We start from the raw sequence: 23,479 nt of genomic DNA, 5'->3' as shown, positions 1-23,479 counted from the left end.
GACATGTACGTTTTCTTTGTTACTTTTAGGGAACGCATTAGAAGTAGTATGCCAAATAAAGAACCAAATAATAACCGTTCCCATAAAGACCTAACGGATGAAGAACTCATTAGAATAATTGTGCAAGACGGCGAGCCCATCCTGTATGGATATTTGTACGAAAGGTACTCCCTTAAGGTATACAATAAATGCTACAGTTTTGTCAAAAACCCCGACGAGGCCAAAGATCTGGTGCAGGATGTATTTTTGCGGGCCTATTTAAAACTTAAAAGTTATAACCCAGATAAAGCGGCATTTTCTACGTGGTTGTACGTGGTGACCTATAATCTTTGTACCAATTACGTCACCCGGGACAGGAAAAAGTCTGGTAGTGACGACAAGAAACTGGATAAAAAACTAAAGGAAGAAGCGGCAGACGAGGACGTGGACATTGAAGAAATGAATGGTTTGGATTCAGAAAAATTAAAACTTGCCCTAGATAAGATAGCACCGGAGGACAAGGCCTTGTTATTGTTAAAATACCAAGATGATACACCCATAAAAGAAATTGAGGCTTTATTGGGTGTCCGTGAAAGTGCCGTTAAAATGCGATTGAACCGAGCTAAGTTAAAAGTGATCAAAACCTACAATTCCATAGTATAATGGCTAAAAATATTTTTAAGAAAATAGAAACTGTAAAAGAACCTCCTATGGAAACCAAGGAGGATATCATATCAAAAATAGAGGACATAAAAAGGGGCAAAGCCCTTTCAGGCATCTTCAACACCAAGCTTTATGGTGCCTTGGTCAATTTTTTTAAATTAAAAGAACATTGACTAGGTAAAACGGTGACCTTTTTTATTTGTGGTGTATCAATACTATAAAAGGATATATCAAATGAAAAAGAATATTAGCTTATTGTTGACCATGGCAATGACCTTGTCAATTTCGGCTTCAAAAAAACCTAAAATTGAGGGAGACAAAAACGTTGTTTTACTCCTTAAGGAAATTCATCAAGACTTTACCAAGGTTGAGGTAGCGGACGGACTGCAGGTCACTATCTCCCAAGGAACATCCAATGGTTATAGCCTTAATGCCGATGCCAATCTTCACAATAGCATCCGTTTTGACGTTTTTGAGGGCACCCTTAAAATATTCACCACCAATCAAATTACCAAGAGCAAAAAGTTAGCTATCCATCTTACCGTGGTGCAACTTCAGGAATTAATGATAAAGGATGATGCCAAAGTAATTGGCGAGGGGCGTTTTACATCGGATCAGATTTCCATTATGGGGTTTGACCGTTCTACATTTGAAATGGAGATGGTCACAGATGGGTTGGACATTGAACTAAACCAAAATGCGACAGGAACATTTTCTGCCATAGCCAAATCATCCAGGGTCTTCCTTAATGACAAAAGCAATTTAAAAGGAACGCTCAATACCAATACCATAACGGTTGGCCTAAAGGATGCGGCAGAATTGGACGTAGAGGGGGATGCTACCACAGCAGATTACACCATAGCTAGGGCATCTAAATTAAATGCCCGCAACATGCGTGCAAAAACTGCCGAACTGGCCTCAGGGAATACCGCTGATGTCTATGTGCGCGCCGCTCAAAACCTAGGGGTAAATGCAAAGGGGAAGAGTACCATTTATGTATATGGCAACCCTGAAATAGCGCTACACCAATTGGATGATAAGGCAAAAATCATAAAGAAATAGATCAGTCTAGAATAGGAATGCATCTTTATTGGGGAATTCCCCTTAACTTTTAGTTTCACTTCGTAAAACCTATGATTCTTAAAGATGGCGTAAAAAACGCCGAAACCAAAGTCTCGTCCGAAAGTAAGGCACTGAGCGATTTTGTAAAGGATGGTTCCAAACCGTTGGTGGATCGGTTGGAATCTTACGAGGACATCATCAATATAGAGATTGGCGATACTGCGCTTACCCGGGCAAAATCCTTGGAACGGGAATTTGATATCAGACAGCTATACATCAAATATGAGGGGGATAACCCTACCGGAACCCAAAAAGACCGTATTGCCTTTGCCCAAGTCTATGATGCCTTAAGAAGGGGTTTTGACACCATCTGTTTGGCCACCTGTGGCAATTATGGGGTGGCCGTGGCCTTGGCCGCAAATTTGGCGGGTCTACGATGCATTATCGCAATTCCAAAAACGTACCACACAGAACGTGGCCAAGAAATGGAATCCCTAGGGGCGGAAATTTTGTTATTACATGGCGACTATGAAAAAGTAGTACAGGAGAGTAGTGTTTTGGCCAAGACCAATGAATGGTATGACGCCAATCCTGGCGGAGCGAATACCGCACTACAGATTCAGACCTATGCACAGATAGCCCACGAAATTGTTGATGAATTGGGTGATGCCCCTAAATATTGCGCGGTGCCCGTATCCAATGGTACCTTATTGGCAGGCATCTATCGCGGATTTGCAGGTTTATATAAAAGGGGAAAGATTTTTCGCATTCCTAAAATGATAGCCGCAAGCTCGACCCGAAAGAACCCCATTATCCAATCGTTTACCTTGGGCTTGGACCAGTGCCAAGATCTTTTGCCAGAGAAAATCAGGGAAACAAAGTACAATGAGCCTTTGATAAACTGGCATAGTTTTGATGGGGATGAGGCCCTCTATGCCCTTAGGCAGTCTAATGGGGAAGCCTATAATATCAGTGACCAGAAAATGAGGCGCATGACCAGCCTGCTACTAAAAAAAGAGGGGATGCGTATTTTACCGGCGTCCACCGCAGGCCTTATTGCCTTATTAGAGCTGGATGCCAAACAAAACTTTGAACCCGATCGCTATGTGGCGGTGGTCACTGCAAAAAATTAAACAAATCCAGAAGAGTACCATGGTATGGAGTGGTCCAACAAATCACAAATTTTTAATGGCCTATGCGTGGTAGGCTAAAATTTTTAATCAAATGAAAAAATCAATCGATGGAAAAGCCCTTGTCTATTGCGAGGGTGCGTTTAATACACCTAACGGAAAAACTGCCCACGGACTGGTACGTTTTACGGAAAGATATGAAGTGGTTGGGGTCATAGACAGTAATTACACAGGAATGGATGCGGGGGAAGTGCTGGACGGAAAGCCAAACCAGATCCTCATTTTTAGGAGTTTTTCTGAGGCGGTGAAGAAGTTGAACAATGCAGGCATCCATCCAAAATATTTGGTCATTGGTTTAGCCCCTGATGGAGGGCGACTACCCAAAGTCGCTAAAGAAACCATAAAAAATGCCCTTGAGATGGGCTGGAACGTAGATAGTGGCTTGCATGATTTTTTGACCAATGACAAGATCTTGGTCCAATTGGCATTTGATAACGGCTGTACCATTAGGGACATCAGAAAAACCCCAGATCGGGACCAACTGCATTTTTTTACGGGGGAAATTGAAAAGGTAGATTGTTTAAAATTGGCAGTTTTGGGAACGGATTCCGCCTTGGGCAAACGTACCACGGCCTGGATATTGGTCCATGCCTTTAGAAAAGCTGGCGTAAAGGCAGAAATGATCGGGACCGGCCAAACGGCATGGATGCAGGGTGCCAAATACAGCATGGTCATGGATAGCTGTATTAACGATTTTGTTTCCGGAGAAATTGAACATGCCGTGGTAAGTGCCTATAAAAATGAACAACCAGATGTCATCATCATAGAAGGTCAGGGCAGTTTAATGAACCCGGCCTACCCCGGAGGTTTTGAGATTTTGGCTGCCGGGAGACCAGATTTTGTCATTTTGCAGCATGCTCCAAAGCGCTTGGAATATGATGGTTTTCCGGGATACCCCATGCATCCCATCAACCAACAGGTGCAGGCCATTGAGGTTATCTCTGGAAAAAAGGTCATTGCCATTACCGTAAACCACGAGAACATGACCGATGACGAAATTTTACCTGCTTGCGAGGCTTTGGAAAAGGAAACGGGCATCCCCGCCTTTGACGTCCTTAAGTTTGGAGCAGAACCCTTAATCGCACTGTTAAAAAAACATATCAAATAAATGACACAGTCAGATTTGGTGGTGTTTAAGGAACTAAAGGTTCACCAGCTCATAATAGAGCCCAAGCGGGTAAGGGCAACCTATTCGTTGACCCATGCCAACGGCAATGTCGTCGCCAAGGAGTTGATCTATAGTTATGACCAACCTTACTTCAACAAAAAAGAACCGGCAGATGTAAATCTTGCTTCCATGATGGTATCCCAGGTGGCCTTAAACTATGGCATGTTTTGTAAAAGGATGGTTTTTGAAGGTTTGTTTGATGCAACGGACCAACGTTTTTTGTTGGATATGCTGGAAAATACCTCAAGAGAAATCTTGGTGCACAAATTTCTGTCCAAAAATCAATTTTTGAAACCTCCTTTTGATGCTTTAGAGGTTGAAAAGAAGGAACGATATACGGCAGCGGAGGTCATTTTTGATGGGTATCCGTTTTCAAATCTGGAAGTACAAAAGGAAAATGCAACAACCCTGGATAATGAATACGCTATCTTGAGCAGCGGCGGTAAGGACAGTTTATTGACCTACGGGATTATCAATGAGATTGGAGTGGCCCATCCCGTGTTCATTAACGAAAGTGGGCGGCATTGGTTTACTGCGGTTAACGCACACAACCATTTTAAAGAAATAGAGCCAAATACCGCAAAACCTTGGTGCAACAGTGACCGTATTTTTAATTGGATGGTGAGACAAATGCCCTTCATTAAAGAAAATTTTCAAAATATCAGGGCAGATATATATCCCATCCGTCTTTGGACCGTGGCCGTTTTCTTGTTCGGGGTACTGCCCATAGCAAGAAAGAGACGGCTTGGCAATATTTTGATTGGAAACGAATTTGATACCACGGTAAAGGGCAATTGCAATGGAATCAGCCATTACCATGCGCTGTACGACCAAAGCAAATATTTTGACAATGCTTTAACCCGCTATTATCATAAAAAAGGATGGAACATGAATCAGTATTCCATTCTTCGTAGCCTTTCAGAACTTTTGATTCTAAAAGTGTTGGTCAAACGCTATCCAGAGCTGCAAAGACAACAAGTGTCCTGTCATGCAGCGCATGAAGAAAACAGAAGGATGTTACCTTGTGGGAAGTGTGAAAAATGCCGTCGCATCGTGGGTATGTTGACCGCTTTGGATGAAGACCCCAAACGTTGTGGCTATAGTGACGTACAAATAGCACAAGCTTTAAAAAATCTGAGTGAACAAAGTGTGAAACAAATTGGCAGTGATGTCGCACATTTATACCATTTGTTGGTAGCAAAGGGAAAACTTCCGAAGAACGCACATACCCAAAGATTGGCAAAGCCCCATCCGCAAATTATGAAGCTACGGTTTGACAATGAACGCAGCAAGTTGGAAGATATACCAAAACATATCCGCAAAAAACTAATGGAAATATCGAACCAATATTCAGTCGGTATTTCAAAACAAAAAGACAAGAAATGGCACGACATAGCATTTGAAGATTTAGCTTTTGAAGCAGCCTATTATCCTTTAAAACAAAAAAATGACAAAAAAATATAGTTTTCTCTGGGCGTTAAAGACATGGCCAGAGATTGAAGCATACCTTAAAACTGTTGATACGGTAATCTTGCCCTGTGGTGCAATAGAACAGCACGGCCCACACCTTCCGGTAGATATTGATTATTACGACGCCAAGTATATGGCCTTTGAAGTTGCCAAAGCCTGCCAAGAACCTAAGCCTTTGGTGTTGCCTGCAATTCCGTTTGGGGTTTCATATCATCATGAAGATTTTAAAGGAACATTGAGCGTAACCAATGAAGCCCTATCAAAATTTGTGTACGATCTTGGGATGAGCTTGGCTAAAAATGGGGTGAAGAAAATCATTATCCTTAATGGCCATGGGGATAATGCACCCACCTTAAGTTATGCCGCCCAAATGATTAATCGGGACGCCAAAATATTTGTCTGTGTGGACACAGGAGAGACCAGTGATGTAGATGTTAGCGCTATGATAGCTACCCCAAATGACGCCCATGCCGGTGAAATTGAGACAAGTACCAGTTTGGCATTACGGCCAGAATTGGTCCAAATGGACAAAGCTGTGGATGCCACCCTATCCTTTGGGAGCAATTTTCTGGACTTTGACAACAAACGTGGCGTTAGTTGGTACGTGCGCACCAGTAAAATTTCGGAGAGTGGCGTTATGGGAGATGCCACCAAGGCAACCGCGGACAAAGGGAAAAGACTTTGGGACGTTATGATCAAGAACATGGTCCACTTTGTGGAATCCATTAAAAACACCCCTTTGGAAGACCTTTATCAAAAACGGTACTAATGAAAATAACCCATGTTAGTTATGAGCGCTTAGACCTAAAGCTTACGGAACCGTACACCATTGCTTATGAGACCGTGGATAGGGCAGTTAATTTTATATTGAAAATAGAGACGGACACCAATATTGTAGGCTACGGTTGTGCCGCTCCGGACCAAGAAGTTACACAAGAGTCTTTTGCGGAGGTAGAGAACAATATCAAAGGAATTATCATCCCTTTTTTAAGGGATAAAAACCCTCTGGACACTTCTAGACTGCTACAAGAATTGGCCGTATTGTTTAATAAGAAATCTTCTGCGTTGGCCATGGTGGATATGGCCCTTTTGGATATTGCCGCAAAGAAAATGGGGGTGCCATTATACCAATTTTTAGGGGGCTACCGCACTTTTATTCCTACCAGTATAACCATTGGCATTTTACCTTTGGAAGACACCCTTAAAAAGGCTTCGGATTTTGTGGGGCAAGGCTTTACCGTCTTAAAACTAAAGGGTGGTCTAAGCGTTGACGAGGATATTGAAAAGGTCAATAAAATTTTTGAAGTCCACCCAAATATTAAATTACGTTTTGATGCCAACCAAGGCTATGATCTTGAGCGTGCCATAAAATTTTTTAAGGAAACCAAAAATGCCAATATTGAAATCTTTGAACAGCCTAGCGCCGTGGACAAGGCCAAATTATTGGGGGCCATTTCCAAAGCTGTAGCGTTGCCCGTTATGGCTGACGAAAGCATTAAAACCTTGGATGACGTTTATGAATTGGCAAGAAAGGAACAGATCAACATGGTCAATATTAAGTTGATGAAGGTTGGGGGTATCCGCGAAGGTATGCATATCAATTCCGTGGCCAAAGCAGCAGGCCTACAAGTAATGGTAGGCTGTTTGGATGAGTGCGGTTTGGGAATATCCGCTGGGCTGCATTTTGCCCTATCGCGCCCTAACATTGGCTATGCAGATTTAGATGGACACCTTGATTTTATACAGGACCCTTTTGCTGGAATGGTTGTTATCAGAAATGGGACAATGTATCCCAACCTTAAAAACGGGCTTGGGGTATAGGCATTAAAAAAGGCACGTTTTAAGTGCCTTTTTTGGTCCTACTTGATCAATTTTAAATCTACGATTTTACTTATTGAAATTTCCTCGCCCTCCTCGTCCAAATCTGTTTCCGAAGTATAGGAAATCTTAAATGTTTTTCCGTTGAAGTCTTCTGAAACCAAGTCAAATTTTTGCAAGGCCTTATCATCAATCTGTTCAAATTCCAAATTGTAACCTTCGCTATCCTCAAAATAAAAGATACCATCCTCGTAGCCATTAAAGGTTGCAGTGATTGTTTCCACCTCCTGTGTGGTAGCTACGGCCAAAATTGTGCTCAAAGCAATTAAAAGTGTTTTCATTTCTTAATTCAAATGGGTTATGTTATTGATACACCAAAACTACTTGGGGTCACATCATATTTTTAAAAAAGTAATGACCTAATTGAATACATTTATTCTAGGCAAAGCAACTTCAAATGAGCACATTTTGAAAAAGCTAATGATACCCATCAATCCTGTGGAGAACACATGGTGTTCCGTTTCTTACTCTAGGCTATTGTTTCAGAACTCGCCTGCCCACTTTCATATTGTTGGTATTTTGGAAGGTGCTATAAACTCAAAAGGTGCGCAGGTTAGGCCAACGGATTCTGCTGAGGGTAATAAGGTGATAATGGAACAGCTATTAATGAGGTTTATTCACAACAATAGAAAATCTGACCATAAATTTACAATAGGTACCACGCCCATCACTTTGCCAGGAGAAATGAACAAAATTTTGGTGGCTGAAAAAATAGATGCCATCATCATGCAGACTAAATGGACAATGGCAATCCATGAAGTGTTCATGGGTCGTTTTGTGCTCAATGTCCTTAAAAAGGTAAAAGGCGTTCCCATTTTGGTAGTCCCAAAGGAAAACACTTTCAGAAAACCTACTCGCATCCTATTTTCAACCAATTTCAAAAGGGCCTTTAAAAGAAGGGAGCTTGGACTTTTCATAGAACTGGCCAAGATTTGGAAATCAAAGATTGTGGTGGCTCAATTTGAGCCTGACGAGCAGATGAGTGAATTTCAACGAATAAACAAAAGTCTTTTAAAGGATATTTTTTATGGTAGCCCCATCACTTTTGAGATTTTGGGGAAACAAAAAGAAGAGGCCCTGTCCCTTTCGCAATTTGCCAAAACAACAAACCCAGACCTCACGGCCATAGTCAACCACCGTTATAATTTTTTCAAAAGCTTATACAGGGAGATGTGGTAAAAAAAATTGCTTTTGAAAGTAGTGTCCCTTGCTCATATTACCTGAGCTGGTTTAGGGCGTGATTTGCGCTATGGGAATACGCTTAACCTGGAAAAAGCTTCAGCATAAACAGCTTAAGGCATTACCAATCCAACCCATGCGGAAATTGCGTTTTTAAATAGGCATCAACATTTAAAATATCGTCCTTACTGGTTAAATCAATGACATGCTCCGCTATCGGAATTACCTTTACACTTTTTGGATGTTCTCCCACCATATTCAATAATGCCGTAGGAAGTTCTTTTTCGTTACGTTCTGGATGCACGAGGCAGTCCCTTAGAAAAGGGTAGAATAATTGCCCGTCAAACTTAAAAATGTTCATGCTAACCCTGAGCTTTCCTGCGGCGTCATAAAAATGATCCGTCTCTATGGGAGACGGTTTTTCTACTATATCCAGCAGAAAACCGTGATTATCCATCTTCATTAAGGCAAACCTTGCAATGCGCTCCAAAGGATATTGTAAGTTGTCCCTGTCATAGCCCATTAAGGCGTTTTGCGCTTGCGTTTCCCTGAGGTTTTTGAATGCTTGCAGGGAGTAAAGATTGTCACAGTTGCACACCACAAAGGTAGAGGTCTGCAAATGTGGGTACTGTTCCAAGGCCTGAAAGACCGCATCTGCGGTCCCATAAGGCTTGGCTCTTCCGTTTGGGATATATTGCCTTACAAAAGAAACACGTAGCCCTTTAAAGGTGTTGTTTTGATCCTTGTTCCCGTATACTTCTTGGAAAAGGGTGTCCGTTTCGCCAATCACAATGTAAACGGACGCAAATCCAGCTTTTTTTACGTGGTATAACAGATAATGAAGGAAGGGAACGTTTTGCTCCCCTATTTCAATCAATCCCTTGTTTCGGGTATTGGCTTGTTTAAGGGTGTCTTTGGACAAAGAGGTTTCCAGTGTGTTTTGCTTCATCCTGGAAGATGCACCTCCTGCTAGGATAATAAGATGTTTGACCATGGTCTATAGGGTTATACCATTTGAGACTGCCACCGTATAGGCATCGGTAGCTCCCAAATTTTTAAGATGTTCAATAATGGCATTTTCCTTCCCTTGGGGAACCAGCGCAACCATGCACCCACCACCACCAGAGCCTACAATTTTGGCACCATAGGCACCGTATTGGAGTGCCGCGCGTATCATCGCATCAATTTTAGGTACGGTAATTTTTAAATCCCTTTCCAAAAAAGTGTGGTGTTCTGTCATTAATTTGCCAATAGTTGGTAAGTCCAATTCGTTCTTTTCCATTTCCAAAAGCGCTTTTTGGGTAACAAGGTAGTTTCCCACGGCAGCGTTAAAATAGGGCCTTAATTTACGTGGCAATGCATCCAGATAGCTGCTGATGGATGCCGCATCAACCTTTCTTACATCAAAAAGAATAGCATCCTGTTTAAGAAATTCGAGCGCTTCAAGGGCCATTTGGCGTTTTTCCGCCAATAGGCCCAAGGTATTTTTGGGAATGCCAGATTCGCCAATCACCAATCCCGGCAATTTGTGGGGAAAGGTACGGTAGGCGTTGTTACCAGTAGTTTCCAAATAGATGATATTGCCCAATGCAATGCTGTATTGGTCCATTTTACCGCCAGGGCTATTTTGCTCCACTACCTCTGCCTCATAAGCTATTTTGGCAATAAATTCTTGATTATACTGCAAAGGCCCACCAAAAGCTTTTAGAAGGAAGGCGACCCAACATATGACCAAAGCGGAGGAACTTGAGAGACCGGCGTTAATGGGAATGTTCCCACTGATGGTGATATCATAGCCCTTGTCCGGAGCGCAGTTGTATCTCTGCAATACTTTTAAAGCAGCTAGCAACGTATCTTCTGGATGGTAATTATGGAAGAGATAGGGAACGGGAATCTGTCTCTTCTGGTCAATGTCCAAAAAACGGATACAGAGTTCTGAGGCCTCGTTGGGATGGGCATTAAGGGTTATATGCCTATCAATGGCACATGCAATAATGGGCAATCCTAAATAATCTTGGTGGTCACCAAATAGACAAACCCGTGCCGGTGCTTTAATGTGAATCATTGGGATAACGTAAATCGAATACAATAATATTTGGAAATTAAGATTTTTTTAGGGTTAAGGCATATTATTTTTGGTTTTAAACGATTTGATATGGATATAAAAGGAAAAGTGGCCTATATCACGGGCGGGACTAAGGGAATTGGTTATGGGGTAGCACAATCCTTACTGCAAATGGGGATGAAAGTTGCCATAAGTGGAAGAAACCAGGATGCCGTTGGGAAGGCAGTGGAGCGTTTGGGAAACAAGGGTTCAGTTTTGGGCATTACATCTAATGTCACCAACTTCCAAAACGAAGTAACGGCTGTAAATAAAATCATAGATACTTGGGGAAAGCTGGATGTTGTATTGGCCAATGCGGGCGTAGGGCATTTTGCACCAGTGGACCAGATGGAGGTGGAAGACTGGAACCAAATGGTCCAAACCAACCTAACAGGGGCCTTTTATACCCTAAAGGCTGCCATGGAAGCCTTAAAGGCCTCTAAAGGGTACTATATGACCCTGGCCAGCTTGGCGGGAACCAACTTTTTTGCTAGTGGCGCTGGGTATAATGCCACAAAATTTGGGGTGGTTGGCTTTACGCAGGCGGCGATGTTGGATTTGCGCAAATATGGAATTAAGGTAACCACGATCATGCCCGGTTCCGTAGCTACCTATTTTAATGGCAATGAGCCATCGGAAAAGGACGCTTGGAAAATACAACCAGAGGATATTGGCAAGTTGGTGATCGATTTACTACTGATGCATCCAAGAACACTGCCCAGCAAAATAGAAGTGAGACCAACCAGACCGGATTTAAAATAACTACGTATCCGCCGATGCTATAAGGTTCTCCTTGGAATTAAACATACCCCTAATGAGACCAATTAGGGCTTCTTCAAATTGGTCCAGAACCTGTTGGTCAATAATGGGGTTTCTATTGGAAGGTTTTCCAGAAGTTTTTAGGGCAAATTGGAGAATACCGTTCCCCATATTTTTTATTGGAATGATACCGGCCAAAAGGGGTTGATTTCCCATTGTTTTAGAGTACATGAGGGCATAGCAGAGAAGTTGGAACGCTTTGTTTTTTTGTTTTTGGGTAACTACCTCCTCAAAGGAACTGATCAGGACATTGGAAGAAAGAACGTTACCCGTTTTATAATCCAAAATTCTAATATGGCCATCGTATCTATCCACACGGTCTAGTTTTCCTTTAATTTTTATGGTTTTATCCAATCCAGGAACCTTTAAGAACGCCTCAAGTTTCTGTTCCAGGCCAAGAAGTACTATGTCATGTTTTTGGCACTGTTGTATTTCATAATCTAGTTGGTTTTGAATATATCTTACAAGGACTTGGTACACAATTAAATTTTGTCCGTGGTCTATGGAACTGTCCGAGTAGGTTTTGGCAAATTGTTTTTGAACGACCCGGTTTACGTCCTCTTTGGTTTTTTTAAGTTGGTCGGCGGTTAAACGTTTGTTTAAAAAAGGGGCATACAGTTCTTCCAAAGTATCATGAATAATGGTGCCGAACAAGTTTGGGGCAATGGTATTGGTTACCGGCTGTGGTTCATCAATGTTAAGGATATACCTTTTGTAAAAGGCGTAAGGGTCTTCAATATAAGTGCTGAGGGAGGTGGGGGACAGACCACTTTCACATAATTCCGTAAGGGCAGTAATCAAGCCTTCCGTTTTTTGAACGTGCACCATGCTTGTTGGGGTAATCGGTATGTCTGGGGAAGATATGGTATGGGTAATGTAGGGATTGATGTTTTCATCGGTAAGGAGCTGGGCAATAAGTCTGCTCTTTTCCCCACCCTCTAGCACATCTGTCTCTGTATTGTAGGTAATGAATATCTGTCTGGCACGTTGGAGCAACCGGTAAAAGTGATAGGTGTAGACCGCATCCTTCTCCTTATAGGTAGGCAGTCCAAATTCAATTTTAGCATCAAGTGGTATAAAGGAATTCTGAGTTTTCCCGGCGGGGAGGATACCCTCATTGACGGACATAATAATGACGGTTTCAAAATCCAAACAACGGGTTTCCAGCATTCCCATGATCTGTAGCCCTTTAAAGGGGTTTCCCTTAAGATCAAGAGACTTGTTCTTACATAGCGCATGGAAAAGGGGTTCGCTGTTGGCCAATAGTTGTAGGTAATTCTTTTTCTCTGTAATATCCTGGAAGGTGTCAAGAATGGTTGTAATGGTTTGCAGGGCCTGTACTTCCAAGGTATTCCCATCAGCCTTAAACTTTGGGCCCAAATGCGTGATGAGGTTTTTTAAAAGGCCAATGAACGAGGCTGTTTTTGGTATTTGCTCGACTATAAAGAGCCGCAGTGCCTCCAAGGAATTGGGCAATAAATCCGCAAGTTGCTGGCGGGTTAAACTGCTATAGTTTTGTTGTTGTATTCTATTTAAAATATATGCACTACCAGATGCATTCCGTTGGTTGACGTAAGATTGGAAAAAGGGGTTGGAAAATAAGGTTTGCATCTCCTGACGGGTGAAGGCCAAACGGGAGCTTCTGCTGCACAGGGCAAGTAGTTGATGGATTAGTTGAAAACTTTCTGTATTGCCCAAAGGATAGCCCATGGTTACATTAATATTCTCCACGGTTTTTGGAATGGCATGCAGAACCAATGGCAATAGGGATTCATCAGAAAGGACAAGGGCAACGGGAGCCGCGGCAATCTCCTCCGAAAGTTGGTGCAACAGGGAACCAACATAATTGGCTTGACTGCTATTTTTTGGCACACCTGTTATTTGTATGTTTTTTTCCGATAGATAGGAATCATCTGCGGAGAACCAGTGGGCAGCGGTAGCGGTGTCCCATTTTTTAGTGTGGTTTTTGATAAAATAATTGGCATCGTGTATTCCATCGGGCTTAAAATAGGGGTCCAAATCCCAGTACAAGGTAATGGTCCCGGCTTCCAATAGTTTCTTTACGATGGTTTCCTCTGCCGTATTGAAGGCATTGAATCCAATAAATCCATAATGGAGTCTGGGGTTGTCCTCCAGATAAGTCGGGAGGTTAGCCACAGCTTGGCGGTACCGTTTTCCTTGGTATCCTAGGTTATCTTTATCCAGTTTTTGTTCCAAGGTATGGTAAAGCCCTTTTAGCTCCCTAAGAAAATTAAAATGCTGCTGTACCAAAGGGGTTTGGTTTTTTGGCTTTAAGTACCAAGATTTAATTTCATCGGCCGCAGTCAGGTAGTCGAATAATTGGTTGTGCGGTGTGAGGTAACGGTCTATTTCATCAAAATCATTAAGGAGCGTTTGTCCCCAACTTAAAAACTCCAAGTATTTGGCCGCAGGCTCTGGGTTTAAACTAAGGTAGGCGTCATATAGGTGAATGGGCAGTTCATGGGGCGTGGTGGGTTGTAGGGCAGAAAGTTCCGTAATAAAAGTTTCAATACTTAGCAGTCTTGGAAGCAGCATAGGTTTGCTAATGGCCTTGGATAAGGCATTGCTCAAGAACGTTGCGGCCCTATTGCTAGGTAATACAAGCACAAGACCATCTAACTGGGGATGGTTTTGAATAAGGTGCTTGGCTACTTGGGATAAAAAACTTTGCATCGGGTATAAAAAAGAAAAGCCCCGACTTGGTCGGGGCTTTTATTGATATAAATACTTAAACTTATTTCACTAAGTTGATTTCAACCCTTCTGTTTTGTGTTCTACCAGCTCTGGTATTGTTGGTAGCGATTGGCTTTTCTTCACCATATCCTATGGCAGACAACCTATCTGCACCAATTCCCTTTTCTACCAAGAAGTCCCTAACGGCGTTAGCTCTTTTCTCAGAAAGTGATTGGTTAAGTTTAGCACTACCTACGCTATCTGTATGGCCTTCCACAGTGAATTTAGCGGTTGGGTACTCATTCAAGATTTGGATGATATCCACCATGACACCTGTAGATTCTGCTTTGATGGATGTTTTACCAGTATCAAATAAGATAGTTCTAGCATAATCATTTAATTGCTTTTGAACTTCTTCAGTTACTTCAGGACAACCGTTGTTGGCTACAGTTCCAGCAACTTGTGGACACTGGTCATCTTTGTCAAGAACACTGTCACCATCAGCATCTGGCCAAGGGCATCCTTTGTTTTCAGCAGGACCTGCTTCGTTAGGACATTCATCGTCTTTGTCAGCAACACCGTCACCGTCAGCATCAGGACAACCGGCTAGTGCAGCTGTACCAGCCTCATTTGGACAAGCATCATCTTTGTCAGCAATTCCGTCACCATCAGCATCAGGACAACCGTTCATTTCTTTAGAACCAGCTTGGTCAGGACAGCTATCTTTTCCATCCTCTATACCATCACCGTCAGAATCTGGACAACCGTTAAAGGCCTCAAGACCAGCAACCTCTGGACACGCATCGTCTTTATCGTAGATGCCGTCACCGTCAGTATCCGTACCACCAAATTTGATGCTAAGACCTGCTAAGTGCTGAAAATGTTTTACTCCATAATCTTCAAAAGCGTGCTTGTACTGTGTTTGGACAGTGAAACCAATGTTATCATTAAACCAGTAGTTTAAACCAAGGCCACCGTTAACGGTACCGGCACCAATTTCATCAACCCAAGTATAACCACCACCTATCTCAACAAAAGGATCAAGTTTGGTGCTTTTAAGGATGTTGTATTTGATGGTACCATCTATTGCGTAGTGCGATAAATCATCAACAGCTACGTCCCCTAATTTAGATATACGGTTTAAAGAACCTCTTGCACCTACAGAGAAACCATCCCCAATGTATTTAGATACACTCACGTATGAGATAGAAGGGATAATGTTCCAGTGGTCGTTCGCATTAAAATACTCATCAAACAATGCCCCGGTTGGGTAAGAAGCCGATGCGTCGTTAGTTGGGTAAACGTCAATTGCATTTACACCAAAACCAAACTGCCAAGGATTGTTTTCGTCTTGTGCTTGTAGGTTGTTAAAGCCTAACACCATTAATGCAACAACTAAAATTTTGCTAAGATGTTTCATGTTAAAATTTTTTGTTTAAGTGTTTATCAGCTGCAAATGTAAGTTGTTAAGAATTATTAACAAAATCAATTTTCTTTTTTTTTCTGTGTATTTCATGGATTTTTTAAAACAGTTAAACGATTTTTAGGGTCTGTCCAACGTCAATAAAAGCTGCTATGGCCTTATCCAAATGTTCCTTGGTATGTGCTGCGGAGAGTTGTACTCGTATTCTGGCCTTTTCTTTGGGTACTACCGGATAGAAAAAACCAATGACGTAGATGCCCTTCTCCAACAACATATCTGCCATTTGTTGGGATAGTTTTGCGTCGTAAAGCATTACGGGAACAATGGCAGATTCCCCCTCAATGATATCAAAGCCCGCTTTGGTCATCCCATCTTTAAAATATCTGGTATTCTCGTGCAGTTTGTCCCGCAGGCTTGTATCGGATTTTAGCATTTCAAAAACCTTGATGGATGCCCCAACAATGGTAGGGGCAAGAGAGTTGGAAAACAGATACGGCCTTGATCGTTGCCTTAGGATTTCTATGATTTCCTTTTTTCCGGTGGTATATCCGCCCATGGCGCCGCCCAGTGCCTTGCCCAAGGTTCCGGTAATGATGTCAATTCTACCCATGACCCCCATCTCTTCCAAGGTGCCACGGCCCGTTTCGCCTATGAAACCCGTCGCATGGCATTCATCTATCATGACCAAGGCGTCATAAGTTTCTGCCAAATCACAAATGTTGTCCAGGGGGGCGAGTTTTCCGTCCATGGAAAAGACCCCATCCGTAACGATGATCTTAAAACGCGCTCCATCCTCATTGGCTTGTTTTAGTTGTTGTTCCAAGTCTGCAATGTCATTATTGGCATAGCGGTAACGCTTGGCCTTGCAAAGCCTTACCCCGTCTATGATAGAGGCATGGTTTAGAGAATCTGATATAATGGCATCTTCATGAGTCAACAATGGCTCAAACACACCACCATTGGCATCAAAGGCCGCAGCGTATAATATGGTATCCTCGGTTTGATAAAAATCTGCAATCTTGGCTTCCAGCTCCTTATGGATATCCTGCGTTCCGCAGATAAAACGGACGGAAGACATGCCAAAACCATGCGAGTCCAAAGTATCCTTAGCAGCCTTAATGACCTCTGGATGGGAAGAGAGCCCAAGATAGTTGTTGGCACAAAAATTAATGACTTCCTCACCCGTACTTATTTTTATTACGGCATCTTGGGGCGAAGTGATGATGCGCTCCTTTTTAAATAATCCTGCCTCTTCTATACTCGCAAGTTCTGCCTGTAGATGTTCTTTAAGTTTTCCGTACATAGTTAAATCACTGTTGTTTTAATCTCTTTATCAATATAAACAATAATACTTTTTTCTACAATATGCCCCATTTGTCCTAAAATTTGGGCATATGAGGTTATCTGTTCTTCATGTTTTTGGGATACCGTCCCTGTTTTGTAATCGATGACCGTAGCTTTTTCATCCAAGAAAACCACCCGGTCTGGCCGGTATATTTTTCCAGACGGGGAAATGATATCCTTTTCGTTCCAAACCACCGCGCTTTCTGAAAAGTAAGGTGCCAGCGTTTTGTTGTAAATCACTTGGTCTACTTGTTTTTTAAAAAAGGTTTTTTCTGCCTCCGTAAGCTGCTTTTGTGCGTTTAACCAATCCACAGCCAGTTTCACGTTGGTTATGTCCGTTATTTTTGCAAGTGCTGCGTGGAGTATTTCGCCTCGTTGGGCAGCTTCAGTCTGCATTGCATCGGGGTCAACTGCTACCGCGGAAATATGTCTAAAACTATACTTGGTCTTGGTGGTATATATATAAGGTATACCCATGGTAGCGTCTTGAAAAGGGGCCTGCGTTGTTCCCTTGGGCAGGTCACCTAGGATAAAACAGCCCTGCTCAGCGTTAAAATTGGGCTGTTGCCCTACGTAGTCCGATAGTAGTGAGGCGTAGCTGAAGCTTGCTTTTTTAGGGGTATTGCAAATTACAAAAAGCCCTTGTACAGCCCTGGTCATAGCCACGTACAAAACATTGAAATCGTCCAGTTCTGAGGCATGAGTCTCTTTTGTGTAGGCGGCATCTACCTCAGGTGAATATTCAGCGATGCTCTCATTTGCTTTCATCATGATGGAATTAAATCCCTGAAATGTATCAGCATTCACTGGCACCCATATGTTATCCGCTTTCTTGGCATCGTTGATTATGGTGTCGGCAAATGGAGAAATGACAAAAGGAAATTCCAAACCTTTGGATTTGTGCACGGTCATGAGCTGTACGGCATTGGTCTTTTCTGGAGCGGCAATGGCAAGTTTATCTTTTTTAAGCTCCCAATAATCTAAAAAACTAGCTACAGAGCCCTGCTGTTTTTTATTGAAGTCAAAAATACTGTCCACAAAAAAATTAAGGAAAGCATTGGATTCTTCTGCGAGTTTAAACCGTTTAATGGCCAGCTCCGCAACATCTAGCATCCCCTGCCATTTAAGCTGATTGGTGTCAACCTGATAGTTTTCTTGGAGATACCCCTCAAAAGAATGGAGTTTTTTTACGATGTCATCATGATTTAAGCTACTAGAACCGTTTAAGAACTCCAACATGGCAAAAGCATGGTATTGCTTGTCGGTCCCTGTTAGATAATAGCAAAGGTGGATGATAAAATTCACCTCTGGACTACTTTTTAAAAGTAAGGCCTCTGAGGATACCACGGGAATATGCTCTTGGCTTAGATAGTCTGCCAGCAGCAGGGCCTTTTTGTTGTCACGTACCAATACACAAATATCCGTAAAGGCAGCTCCATGGGCTATCAACTTTTGTATCTGTTTTAGGGTCTCCAAACAATGGGGATGTGTTTCTGCCTGCTTATCCTCTTCCAGGAATTGTACATGGACCATACCACCCTGCTTTGGGTTGGGCAATTGTTGGTTGCCGAGTTTGTAGAGCTCTTGGTATTCACTGTTTCCCAGTTTGTTTGCAATATGGGTGAAGAATGAATTGTTGAATAAAACAATAGTGCTGTAACTGCGCCAGTTGTGGTTGAGCCTAAAAAAGTCAGGGGCAACCATAAAGGGCTGCTGCCTTCCGTTGGACAACTCTAAAAATTGAAGCGCCTCCCCACCCCGCCACCTGTAAATGGCTTGTTTTACGTCGCCTACCAACATTAATGACCCTTTTTGCCGCTGTTCATCCTCTCCCTCTAAGGCATTCGCGATCAGTGGCACCAGGTTTTGCCATTGTTTTATGGAGGTATCTTGAAACTCGTCTATAAAATAATGACGGTATTTTTCGCCCAGACGCTCATAGATAAAGGGGATGGGTTGATTTTTAATTTCTTTGGAAATGATGGCATTGAATTCTGATATGCTCAACAGGTTTTCCTCCTTTTGTAATTGTTTTAGTTCATATCGGAGTTCATTGATCAAGGTCAAGGGCAGAAAACTCCTGTAGGCCTTTGCCAAGAAAGTGTAATGGGTAAAAGCATCTTTTAAACTATTGAAGTTTGCAACAAAGCTTGATCGTAAACCATCAATGGTTTGTTTAATGGCATCTTTGGTGGTTTTGGTGTACAGGGTGGCGTTTTCTAAATCTTGTTTCCATTTGGCCTTAAAGTTTATGTCAAAATCCTTGGCCGCCACTTTTTGCAAAAAATTGGGGAACCAAGACTGGTAAAAGTCCGCAGGGACAAGCTGGTTGGCGGTCATTAATTCCAAGGATGCATTGGCGCATTCTACCATGCGGTTTCCATAGGCCTCCATTCGTTTTTTAACAGCGTTTTTTGCTGTGGTAAACTCGGAAATCTTTTTGTCCCCAAGTTCGTCCAATGCCTGGGCATGATTTTCCTGAAAAAGGATTTTCCCTATGTCCACAAGGTCGCGGGTAATATTCCAACTATTAAAATTGTCTATCTTTTCCAGGGAAAAATCCAGAAGGGCTTTGGTAAGCTGTGCATCCTTGCCAGCCTTGCTCAATACCCTATTAACACTTTGGTTGAGCAGGAGGTCTTGGTCCAGTTCCACCTCAAAGTTTTGTTCTAGCTTAAGGTCATGGGCAAAGGTTCTTATTAGTTTATGGTTGAATTTGTCAATGGTAGATACCTCAAAATACGAATAATTGTGCAGCAGCACTTTTAGCAACCGTTTTGCTTTTTCTTGTAGTTCATTTGGGGCCAGGTTTAAATCATTGGAAACTTCGTTAAACAAGGAAGATGGTGTGTCGGTGGTTTGTGAAAAGGTAAACAAACTATCTAAAATCCGTTGTTTCATTTCAGCAACCGCTTTGTTGGTAAAGGTAAGGGCCAAAATTTGTCTAAAAGGGGTAAATGAAGAGGACCCCAAAATGATCTTTAGGTAATTTTTGGTGAGCTGGTAAGTCTTACCAGAACCCGCAGAAGCATTGTAAATCTGAAAACTTGAACCGCCCAACATCTTTTACTGCAAAGTACGCATTCTTACAATTCTGTTAACATATCTTTTTACGATTTTATATGTTAAATAAGTATTTTTGTTTAATGTTATTATTAACCTTTAAAACAAAATAATATGGCTTTTGAATTGCCTAAATTACCCTATGCCTATGACGCATTGGAACCACATATAGATGCAAGAACCATGGAAATTCACCATACAAAGCATCATAATGGATACACGACCAAACTTAACGCAGCTATTGAGGGCACAGCGTTGGAAGGTAAGGATATTGTTGATATTCTTTCCAATTTGGATATGTCCAATGGCGCGGTGAGAAACAATGGAGGTGGTTTTTATAACCATGCCTTATTTTGGGAGGTGATGTCCGCAGATGGCGGAGGAAACCCAACCGGAGAATTGGCAGAGGCCATAAATGCTTCCTTTGGTTCTTTTGATGCATTCAAAGAAAAGTTCAGTGCTGCCGCGGGGTCAAGGTTTGGTTCCGGATGGGCTTGGTTGTGCGTGCACAAAGGCGGAAAGTTAGAGGTTTGTTCCACCCCTAATCAAGACAATCCCATTATGCCAGGCGTTGGTTGTGAAGGTGCACCAATTTTAGGTTTGGACGTTTGGGAGCACGCTTACTATTTAAACTACCAAAATAGAAGACCTGATTATGTTGGCGCGTTCTTTAATGTCATCAATTGGGATAAGGTTAGCAAGCACTTTGCTGCCCATAAATAAGGGTCAATAAACCCAAAGAACAAATGCGGCTTTTGCCGCATTTTTTTTGTCCTAATTTCTAAAATATCTGAAAATAGAAAAGGGTAAGAATTAACTTACCCTTTTCGTCCCAAATCTTACCATAAACTTAACCTACTTATGCTATGGCAAAACTAAATTACTGGTATTGTGGCAAATAACAAAGAAATTTTAACATTTATTTTGTTTGGAAGAGGAGGAGGCAAAATCCAAAAATGTGCATTTCATCGATAAAGTGTTGGTTTTCAAACATAAAGAAGGCGGACATAGTCCGCCTTCTTCCCCAAATCTTACCATGAACTTAACCTACTTATGCTATGGTTCTCCAAATGTATGGCAAAGCTGGTGTAGGCAGTTGCAGTTTTAGATAAAACCCCATTAAAAGCGGTAAATGGTAACAATGTATTTTTATACCCATGTAACCTACAATGATTTCCTACAATTTTTTACATGTGCCTCTGGATATTTAAAAAGCACCTAAGTAGTTAAATACCACAACTGTGAAGAATTTTATCTGGGCAGCGCTATCCATGTTCGGATTATTGGGTGGATTCTTATCCGTCCAGCGGATAATCTAATGTTACCTTTTGGTTTCTTGTGACCATTCTTTGGAAGGGAAAAAGAAGGTTAAAATAAAAAAGGTGGAGAAGTCTCCACCTTTTTTGCCCCAAATCTTACCATGAACTTAACCTACTTATGCTATGGTATGGTCCGAATATAGTTTGAGTAACCATCAACTTGTTAAAAAACCGCTTAAGTGTTAAAAACATCGATAAAGCGCAATATTTTGTCGTTTTATGGTTTAATATGCCCTTTGATTTTTTCCTTCAAAGAAATTAATAAAAGCCCTATTGACCACCTTATTCCCACCTGGGGTAGGATAGTTGCCGGTAAAATACCAGTCCCCTAAATTGTGTGGGCAAGCCATATGTAAATTTTCTATGGTTTGGTATATGATTTCCACTTCGGCACCAATATCCGGTGGACTTAGGATTTCGCCTATTTTTTTTGAAATTTCAATAGCTGTGAACGGCGCATAGAATTCTTTCACATAATTGATTACATCTTTATCCTTGGATTTTACTTGGCCCAGACATTTGTTGTAAATTTTTTCGATATCTTTTTCCGTTCCCCTTTCTTTGTGTAGTGCCAATGCTGCTTTAAAAGCAACAAAGTCTTCTAGTTTTGCCATATCAATACCATAACAATCCGGGTATCTAATTTGGGGCGCAGAGGAAACAACCACAATTTTTTTAGGGTTGAGGCGATCCAGCATTCTCAAAATACTCTTTTTTAAAGTGGTTCCCCGTACAATACTATCATCTATGATGACAAGGTTATCTTCTGGTTTAACAGAACCGTAGGAAATATCATAAACATGGGCCACTAGGTCGTCCCTACTATTGTCTTGTGTAATGAACGTCCGTAGTTTGGCATCTTTAATGGCCACTTTTTCAATTCTGGGCCTCACGTCTAGGATGCGGTGAAGTTCTTCTTTGGTAATCTTAGGCCCCAATGCCAATATCTGGTCTTCTTTTTTACGGTTCAAATAATTTTGCGCTTCCCTAACCATTCCCAGAAAGGAGGTTTCCGCAGTGTTGGGGATATAGGAGAATACCGCATTTTCAATGTCGTTGTCTATCGCCCTAAGAATTTCAGGAAAAACAAGTTTCCCCAGCATTTTGCGCTCTTTGTAAATTTCTTTATCACTGCCACGGGAAAAATAGATGCGTTCAAAAGAACATGCCTTTCTTTCGGTTGGACTTAGTATTTCCTCAAAGGAAACTTTGCCATTTTTTTTGATGATAATGGCCTTGCCCGGGTCCAGTTCCTTAACCTCTTCATAGGCAACATTGAATACGGTCTGAATCACTGGCCGTTCTGATGCCACCACTACAATTTCATCATCCTTGTAATAGTAACTGGGCCTAATGCCTGCAGGATCTCTTAATAAAAAAGCATCGCCGTGACCTAAGAGTCCGCCCATGGCATATCCGCCGTCCCAATTTTTAGCTGCTTTTCTGAGCACCTTGGCCACATTTAGCCGTTCTGCTATAATGGGTGAGGCCTCGCGTTTATTGAAACCTTCTTTTTTAATCTGTTTGTAGATTTTGGCAACGGCATCATCCAAAAAGTGACCAATCTTTTCCATCACCGTTATGGTATCTGCCATTTCCTTGGGATGCTGGCCCAGCTCAATCAAATTCCCAAAGAGTTCATCTACATTGGTCATATTAAAATTTCCTGCCACAATAAGGTTGCGGTGCATCCAGTTGTTTTGCCTAAGAAAAGGGTGGACACTTTCAATACTGTTTTTTCCAAAGGTTCCGTAACGTACATGACCAAGGAGCAGCTCACCTATGTAGGGAATTTCTTTTTTCTGTCTAGCAACATCGTCCCATAGCTGCGGGGCATCCGCGATGGCAGCATTGATACGGTCATTTATTTGCTTAAAAATATCCTGTATGGGTTGTTGCTGGCATGAACGGACACGGCTCATATATCTTTCTCCGGGCTGCATGTCCAATTTTATACTGGCAAACCCGGCACCATCCTGACCGCGATTGTGTTGTTTTTCCATCATGAGGTACATTTTGTTTACCCCATAGAATGCGGTGCCGTACTTCTCTTTGTAATACTCCAACGGTTTTAATAATCGAATCAATGAGATTCCACATTCATGTTTTATGGCATCGCTCATA

At 42.0% G+C, this 23,479-nt stretch carries 19 protein-coding genes; 11 read left to right on the top strand and 8 right to left on the bottom strand.

From position 1 onward, the window contains the following. Positions 1-3 precede the first annotated feature (3 nt). The 8 genes from I595_RS06905 to I595_RS06880 all read left to right on the top strand — a co-directional run bounded on the left by I595_RS06905 (position 4) and on the right by I595_RS06880 (position 7,353). On the top strand, positions 4-642 hold the full coding sequence (locus I595_RS06905) for an RNA polymerase sigma factor (RefSeq protein ID WP_245628240.1): 639 nt from the start codon (positions 4-6) through the stop codon (positions 640-642). Beyond that, entirely contained in the window at positions 642-815 is a 174-nt protein-coding gene (locus I595_RS17345) for a hypothetical protein (protein ID WP_157449668.1), read from the top strand. Before I595_RS06905 ends, I595_RS17345 begins: the two co-directional genes overlap by 1 nt. Before the next feature lie 61 nt (positions 816-876). Further along, positions 877-1,704: a GIN domain-containing protein gene (locus tag I595_RS06900; protein WP_054558631.1), complete on the top strand. Its 828-nt coding sequence runs from the start codon at positions 877-879 to the stop codon at positions 1,702-1,704. 71 nt (positions 1,705-1,775) lie between these two features. Further along, entirely contained in the window at positions 1,776-2,837 is a 1,062-nt protein-coding gene (locus I595_RS06895) for a pyridoxal-phosphate dependent enzyme (protein ID WP_054558630.1), read from the top strand. Positions 2,838-2,928: 91 nt separating this feature from the next. Beyond that, positions 2,929-4,002 (top strand): N-acetyltransferase DgcN family protein, encoded by a 1,074-nt coding sequence (locus I595_RS06890; protein ID WP_054558629.1) that lies wholly within the window; start codon positions 2,929-2,931, stop codon positions 4,000-4,002. Beyond that, on the top strand, positions 4,003-5,526 hold the full coding sequence (locus I595_RS06885; protein ID WP_083467510.1) for a hypothetical protein: 1,524 nt from the start codon (positions 4,003-4,005) through the stop codon (positions 5,524-5,526). Further along, positions 5,510-6,301 carry a creatininase family protein gene (locus tag I595_RS17100; RefSeq protein ID WP_083467509.1) on the top strand — a complete coding sequence of 264 codons (792 nt, stop codon included), beginning with the start codon at positions 5,510-5,512 and terminating at the stop codon, positions 6,299-6,301. Before I595_RS06885 ends, I595_RS17100 begins: the two co-directional genes overlap by 17 nt. Further along, on the top strand, positions 6,301-7,353 hold the full coding sequence (locus I595_RS06880; protein ID WP_054558628.1) for a mandelate racemase/muconate lactonizing enzyme family protein: 1,053 nt from the start codon (positions 6,301-6,303) through the stop codon (positions 7,351-7,353). Before I595_RS17100 ends, I595_RS06880 begins: the two co-directional genes overlap by 1 nt. Before the next feature lie 38 nt (positions 7,354-7,391). On the opposite strand, the gene I595_RS06875 is transcribed toward I595_RS06880, so the two are convergent. Next, the gene (locus tag I595_RS06875) at positions 7,392-7,691 is read right to left on the bottom strand and encodes a hypothetical protein (RefSeq protein WP_054558627.1); all 300 of its coding nucleotides are present in this window, start codon (positions 7,689-7,691) and stop codon (positions 7,392-7,394) included. A gap of 127 nt (positions 7,692-7,818) precedes the next feature. Here I595_RS06875 and I595_RS06870 point away from each other — a divergent pair, with 127 nt between their 5' ends. Next, positions 7,819-8,589: a hypothetical protein gene (locus tag I595_RS06870; RefSeq protein WP_157449667.1), complete on the top strand. Its 771-nt coding sequence runs from the start codon at positions 7,819-7,821 to the stop codon at positions 8,587-8,589. A gap of 121 nt (positions 8,590-8,710) precedes the next feature. On the opposite strand, the gene I595_RS06865 is transcribed toward I595_RS06870, so the two are convergent. After that, the gene (locus I595_RS06865) at positions 8,711-9,583 is read right to left on the bottom strand and encodes a sugar phosphate nucleotidyltransferase (protein WP_054558625.1); all 873 of its coding nucleotides are present in this window, start codon (positions 9,581-9,583) and stop codon (positions 8,711-8,713) included. Between the two features lie 3 nt (positions 9,584-9,586). After that, positions 9,587-10,654: a mevalonate kinase family protein gene (locus I595_RS06860; RefSeq protein WP_054558624.1), complete on the bottom strand. Its 1,068-nt coding sequence runs from the start codon at positions 10,652-10,654 to the stop codon at positions 9,587-9,589. Between the two features lie 90 nt (positions 10,655-10,744). Between I595_RS06860 and I595_RS06855 the strand changes: the two genes are divergently transcribed. Continuing rightward, positions 10,745-11,455, top strand: coding sequence for an SDR family oxidoreductase (locus tag I595_RS06855; protein WP_054558717.1), 711 nt, complete (start codon positions 10,745-10,747; stop codon positions 11,453-11,455). Here the strand turns inward: I595_RS06855 and I595_RS06850 are convergent, their stop codons facing one another. The 4 genes from I595_RS06850 to I595_RS06835 form a co-directional block, all read right to left on the bottom strand. Next, a complete protein-coding gene (locus I595_RS06850) occupies positions 11,456-14,206 on the bottom strand; it encodes a PD-(D/E)XK nuclease family protein (RefSeq protein WP_054558623.1) in 2,751 nt (916 codons plus the stop codon). Between the two features lie 61 nt (positions 14,207-14,267). Continuing rightward, positions 14,268-15,626 carry an OmpA family protein gene (locus I595_RS06845; protein ID WP_054558622.1) on the bottom strand — a complete coding sequence of 453 codons (1,359 nt, stop codon included), beginning with the start codon at positions 15,624-15,626 and terminating at the stop codon, positions 14,268-14,270. 112 nt (positions 15,627-15,738) lie between these two features. Then, positions 15,739-16,932 (bottom strand): glycine C-acetyltransferase, encoded by a 1,194-nt coding sequence (gene kbl / locus I595_RS06840; RefSeq protein WP_054558621.1) that lies wholly within the window; start codon positions 16,930-16,932, stop codon positions 15,739-15,741. Between the two features lie 2 nt (positions 16,933-16,934). Beyond that, positions 16,935-20,036: a UvrD-helicase domain-containing protein gene (locus I595_RS06835; RefSeq protein ID WP_054558620.1), complete on the bottom strand. Its 3,102-nt coding sequence runs from the start codon at positions 20,034-20,036 to the stop codon at positions 16,935-16,937. 114 nt (positions 20,037-20,150) lie between these two features. Here I595_RS06835 and I595_RS06830 point away from each other — a divergent pair, with 114 nt between their 5' ends. Continuing rightward, positions 20,151-20,759, top strand: coding sequence for a superoxide dismutase (locus I595_RS06830; RefSeq protein WP_054558619.1), 609 nt, complete (start codon positions 20,151-20,153; stop codon positions 20,757-20,759). Between the two features lie 820 nt (positions 20,760-21,579). Here I595_RS06830 and I595_RS06820 read toward each other — a convergent pair. Further along, positions 21,580-23,478 carry an amidophosphoribosyltransferase gene (locus I595_RS06820; protein ID WP_054558617.1) on the bottom strand — a complete coding sequence of 633 codons (1,899 nt, stop codon included), beginning with the start codon at positions 23,476-23,478 and terminating at the stop codon, positions 21,580-21,582. Position 23,479: the final 1 nt, after the last annotated feature.

Origin of the sequence: Croceitalea dokdonensis DOKDO 023 (genome assembly GCF_001306415.1) — a bacterium.
In the GTDB taxonomy this organism is placed as follows: domain Bacteria; phylum Bacteroidota; class Bacteroidia; order Flavobacteriales; family Flavobacteriaceae; genus Croceitalea; species Croceitalea dokdonensis.
The sequence above is the reverse complement of the archived record's forward strand: the minus strand, read 5'-3'. Positions and strand labels throughout refer to the sequence as shown.